Annotated in this window: 6 protein-coding genes; 5 read left to right on the forward strand and 1 reads right to left on the reverse strand. The window is 45.2% G+C overall.

Translation table 11 applies throughout. The annotated features are described in order from the left end of the window. The first annotated feature begins 596 nt into the window (after window positions 1–596). The 5 genes from Q502_RS14150 to Q502_RS14170 all read left to right on the forward strand — a co-directional run bounded on the left by Q502_RS14150 (window position 597) and on the right by Q502_RS14170 (window position 4,460). Entirely contained in the window at window positions 597–854 is a 258-nt protein-coding gene (locus Q502_RS14150) for a hypothetical protein (protein WP_099830866.1), read from the forward strand. 408 nt (window positions 855–1,262) lie between these two features. Next, complete coding sequence (locus Q502_RS14945) at window positions 1,263–1,367, forward strand: helix-turn-helix transcriptional regulator (protein ID WP_258553719.1); 105 nt, start codon at window positions 1,263–1,265, stop codon at window positions 1,365–1,367. 153 nt (window positions 1,368–1,520) lie between these two features. Next, a complete protein-coding gene (locus Q502_RS14950; RefSeq protein WP_243392436.1) occupies window positions 1,521–1,754 on the forward strand; it encodes a hypothetical protein in 234 nt (77 codons plus the stop codon). 313 nt (window positions 1,755–2,067) lie between these two features. Beyond that, a complete protein-coding gene (locus tag Q502_RS14165) occupies window positions 2,068–2,985 on the forward strand; it encodes an alpha/beta hydrolase (protein WP_099830865.1) in 918 nt (305 codons plus the stop codon). 650 nt (window positions 2,986–3,635) lie between these two features. Beyond that, window positions 3,636–4,460, forward strand: coding sequence for a Fic family protein (locus Q502_RS14170; RefSeq protein WP_180978000.1), 825 nt, complete (start codon window positions 3,636–3,638; stop codon window positions 4,458–4,460). A gap of 104 nt (window positions 4,461–4,564) precedes the next feature. Here Q502_RS14170 and Q502_RS14175 read toward each other — a convergent pair whose 3' ends face one another. Then, complete coding sequence (locus tag Q502_RS14175) at window positions 4,565–4,801, reverse strand: DUF433 domain-containing protein (protein ID WP_099830863.1); 237 nt, start codon at window positions 4,799–4,801, stop codon at window positions 4,565–4,567. Window positions 4,802–5,258 lie beyond the last annotated feature (457 nt).

Consider the following 5,258-nt stretch of genomic DNA (forward strand, 5'->3'; position numbering starts at 1 on the left):
TTCTTGCCTTAGCTGGACGTGCACACACCCCACCGCAAGCGGTCCCCCCCGCTCAAGCGGGGATTAAGTTCAAGAGCAAAAGAGCGGTTCTTCGTTCCGACGCTTCGCGTCCAGGTTCTGGTAATCAGTTCCAAGTTCCAAGATGGAAGTTGTAAGGGAAAAAAAGCCCGGGGTCGGGGATTGCAGGTTGGAGGTTGGAAAGAGCAACAGAAGCTGGTTCACAGTTGAACCGTTCTCCGGGATGAGACACAAGGGATCAACACGGTTGACTCGGGATGAAAACTTCAGGTTAGTGGAAAACATAGCATCCCGTCATTCTGGCGTGTACCTGGTCAGAATCTCGATCTTTAGTGCGCTTTCAAGACCAGATCCCGTACAGAACCACTACGGGATGACAGAATGAGGAGATTCGAGGGTAGGCTCTACGGGATGACGGTCTTTTCTTGCTTTCGGTCATTCTGGTGGGCTTCAGAAAGGATCTGCATCTTCTCACAATGTGATCTTTACCAAGAACGAGGAACAGATCCTTGCTCTGGAACGAAGAACAATGTTTTTCTCTTTGATGGCTGTCTACTCTCTCGGTGGACGGCGGACCGTTGACGGACAACGTTGTTTTGAGCAGCGTACAGCGGATTTTCAGGAGCCAGTCACCTTCGGTGGCCAGTCTTTGCTTCGCAAAGGCCAGTCTCGCCTTCGGCGAGGCCAGTTCCGGCTGCGCCGGGCAAACAAGGACAATCGAGAAAGGGCTTTGTGGAGAGGTTCGCTACGCTCACGTGAGAAGAGAGAGAGAAGAAACCAGTCAGGTTGGAATTGAAGCATACGCCGTCACAAGCACCTCTTTGATCTCACCTTGACCAAGAACGAGGAACAGATCCTTGCTCTGGAACGAAGAACAATGTTTTTCTCTTTGACGGTATATACTCTCTCGGTGGACGGTGGACCCTTGACGGACAACGTTGTTTTGAACAGCGTACAGCGGATCTTCAGGGCAAGATCCCGTGCAGAAGCACTTTGGGATAACATTTGCGAGCTCTTTTCTTTGCTCATTTCAACTCAAATTGTCAGCGGCTTTCAATCGTGTTCTCTTTCTCAATCGCGGGTATCACAGTAAATAATACTTGACAATATGTAAATACTTATGTACAACACTACCGGGTGATCGATTTGAAAAACCGACTGCGCGAGTTCAGATTCAAGAGAAATGAGATAACGCAAGAAGCTCTTGCCGAATCTGTTGGAGTGAGCGGCAGACGATTATAGCTATAGAAAAGGGACGGTTCAATCCTTCTGTTAGGCTTGCCCTGAAAATTGCTAGAGAGTTGCAGTGTAAAACGGAAGATCTGTTCTTTCTAGAAGAAGGTGATTGATGTCTTCAAAAAGAGCCTTATTTTGATTTTCGATGTTATTTTGATAGGAATTGCCACAACTTTAATTCAGACGATAAGCCTCTGGTTCGTCTTTCTTTTCTCAGGTCTGTTCCTTTTGGTCTGTTCCTTTTCCGACTCCTTAGAGCTTTTGGTGTGGTCAGGAATCTTGATGAAAGAGAAAAAGCTATAGACAATCTCTCTTCTAATATAGCCCTGGCGATAGTGTTTGTTCTTGCAATGTTCTATATAGGAAAGGGTTACGAAATTGGCATCGATGGGTATATATCCTTTATTCTGATTCCTTTCACGGCCAAAGCTTTCTTCTCCCTGGTTTTTCACTTTGCAGAAAACAGGCGATTTCGATCTAAGGAAGAAGTGTCGGTTTGATATTCATAGTGTTCTCAGTGTTGTCGCACGGATTTAGTATTATAACGATGATTGAGGTAATACCGGGTATTGCAATTCTAATTGTGACTGAACTTTCAAAGAGGCAGAAATGGTTCAGATAGGTTATCGGCCTTTATTGTAGTGAGCACTATCGTCTATATCGACAACTTCGATAGGGTGACAATGCTTATGGTTTACTTGCTCTTTGTGATACCATTTGCCTTTCTGTTCATTAGATCTCTTTCCAGTGACCGAGGAAGATTCCACGAATTTTCCACGCTTTCAGGAGTATATTCTTACTGGAGGTGACCGCATGAAATCATTCTTGATTATCGTAATTGCCGCTGTTAGCAGCTTTTGCTTTGCAGCGGAGAATTACACTTTGCATTCGGATATTCCATACAGATCTCAGGACAACAGTCTGCTGAACAGCCTGGACATCTATGTACCGAAAGGATCCGGGATTGAAACCTCTTCTTTCCCGGTAATGATAATGATTCACGGAGGTGGCTGGAGAAGAGGGGATAAGGCAAACAGGGATGTCACCCTACACAAGGTTCCCTATTTCATCTCGAATAACTGGATATTCGTGAGCGTAAATTACAGGCTATCACCAGAAGTGAAACACCCGGTACACGTTCAAGATGTGGCCGCCGCTGTTGCGTGGGTGAAAGAGAATATTCCTTCTTATGGAGGAGACGCAGATAGAATATTCATTATGGGTCATTCTGCCGGAGCGCACCTTGCCGCACTCGTTTCGACTGATGAGAGATACCTTGAGGAATGCGGGGTCGGTCTTGAAGCAATCAGTGGGGTTATTCTCCTTGATGGAGCGGGTTATGACATACGAGCTAGTCTTGAAGATTATAACGAGGGAATCGCAGTTGATTTGATGTATATCAATGCTTTTGGTCGCGAAGAAGAGGTGTGGTATGACGCGTCCCCGATAAACCATGTCTCTTCAGGAAAATCGATACCTCCGTTCCTGATAGTATATGCCGGCAGACGTATCAAGTCTGAAGAGATCTCCAGAGACTTTGCTCTGGAACTACAGCTCTCCGGAATACCCGTCTGGTTATACCACGCTATAGACAAAAATCACGCCGGTGTAAACACAGATCTGGGACTGCCAGAAGATGGTCTTACTTCAGCGGTAACGGATTTTCTGAATCGATTACTCGATGAGCAGTACAGTCAGATAAGTTCCGAGGCCAAAAAAGACGAGACGTAAGAGGCCAGAGGTAAGAAGACCAATTAGATCTTGCCTTTCTTACCTCTAGCTTCATTCCCCTTACCTCTGATCCGCCTCGTGAGGGTCGTTGACTGGCTTTCGTAAGCAGACTGGCGACTCCACATAATGGAGATCCCGTACAAAAGCACTTTGGGATAACAGCGCAGGGGTCTTGAACAGGAGACCCCAAACAGACCTTCAGGGCAGGCTCAATGGGATACTGAGGTCGGAGTTGAGGAAAAATGGCACAGACATGAAAGAACTTGTCAGTCCCAATTTCGCCCTTTAGTAGTGTGGATCAGCATACTAGAAAACTTCATTTTTCTGCAATCCCTGTCGAAATGTTTGGTTGCTCTCTTAAAAGATTCTGTACACTCTTATATTCGCACCTAGTTACGTGAACAATACAGCTTGTTTAATATGGTTGCGACTGAGGTTTTTGTCGCAAAACGCAACCTGGGGTAGTTGTTGTATAATGAGGTGTTATAGCGTTTGTGGATGATTCGTTCGCAACCTATGGAGGCTGTATGAGAATCAAATTCCTTGAGGAAAGAAAGAATCTTCTGGACTTGAAAAAGATCGACATTTCTAACAAAGAGTAACTTAATATGCTCGGAGAAGAGACGAGGCATTGTGTCGCGATAGAAGGCATGTTTAGTTCTGAAGAAGACCTTGATGCGGTTATAGAGAGAAATGCTTCTTCAAGCAGCGTGCAGAGCGAAATCATAAACTACTTCAGGGCAGCTCAGTTTGTCTACGATCTAGCTCTACAATACAGAAATGATTACGTGAAGCCTCATTACATTCACGTAATCAGAACACTCCATAGTCAGATGTTTAGAAATGTAAAGTCGCCTTATCCAACAGGAGAATTCCGTACTGGCGGTGTTGAAATTATGAATGCAAGAATTACTCCTCCCTTTGACCCGAGAGATTGGATGGATATGTTTGTCCGGTACATCGATTATGCTCTGGAGAAATTCCCGATCTATGGTGCCATAGCCAGAATTCAGACTTTGTTCGAGTCTATTCATCCTTTTTATGACGGGAACGGGAGGGTTGGCAGACTTCTAGTGAATTTCATACTGATCGTGAACGGTTACTGCAATATCTCAATTAAAGGTTTGAAGGAACAAGATAGAATGGAATACTATGAAGCTCTGGAGATGGCAGATTCCGGGATAGAGAAGATGATCAATTCGAATTCGCACGAGTCCTTTGATGAAAGGGTAGCACTAATCGAGACCGGCGACTTCTCATCCCTGGAAGATCTCATCTATTCAGCGCTCCTAGATGCAATGGATAGATGCATCATTATCGCAAACGACAGTTCTAAACTCCTTAACGTCAGGCAGGTAGCAGAAGAACTGGGAATCTCTGAAACCGCAGTGAAGAAGAGAATCAATACAGGTAATCTTATAGCGAGCAAATTAAGAACGGGAAGATGGCTGGTTTTTCCGTATAACATCAAGTGATTGATCGGAAGGGAATCTTGGAGCGTTTCGCATTTGGCAGATAGTTGTTCTTAACGGGAAGTTAGGGTGTTCTACAGAGCCGTTAGACAAATCGAATTACTGTTTCACTTCTTTTCGGCAAGAGAGTACACTTCCTCGTTGCGCAATACATCAAGAGCATAAGCGATTGCTGCCCTGACCTTCTCTTTGTCAAGTGAAGGATGCGCTTCAACGATCTCAGAGATTTCCATTCCAGCTGTCAGCTCTGAAAGTATGTGCTCGACAGTTATCCTTGTTCCCCTGATCACTGGCTTGCCTAGCATTATTCTTGAATCTGAATGGATAAAGTCCTTGTAATCCATCGTCAACACCTCTCGGATATTATAGCATCTTGGACTTCTAGGCTCTGCAAATTGCAGAAGAGCCATCATTTGTAAGAACCGGGTCAGGGGTATGGCAAGAGCTAAAAGAGCGGGAAGAAACGTCTCTCGTACTTCGACCTTCGTCCAGGAACGTGGACCCGTCCTTGGCGTGGCGTGGGAAGAGCCTGAGGTCAGAGGCAAGAGGTCGGAAGAGCGAAGAGATCCCAAAAAAGACGAGACGTAAGAGGCCAGAGGTAAGAAAAGCAATTTGTTCTTGCCTTTCCAACCTCTAACCCCATTCCTGTCACCTCTATGATACGCCCAAGACGGACGGTGGAAAATAGGGACTTCATTTTCTCGACAAATAGGGACACCGTTATTTACATTCAATTAACGTGACAATACTGACATGCGAAAAATGGCACTTTATTTTTGGGAAGATCGATGCCGCGAACAA

This window comes from Mesotoga sp. Brook.08.YT.4.2.5.2., from assembly GCF_003351125.1.
In the GTDB taxonomy this organism is placed as follows: Bacteria; Thermotogota; Thermotogae; order Petrotogales; family Kosmotogaceae; genus Mesotoga.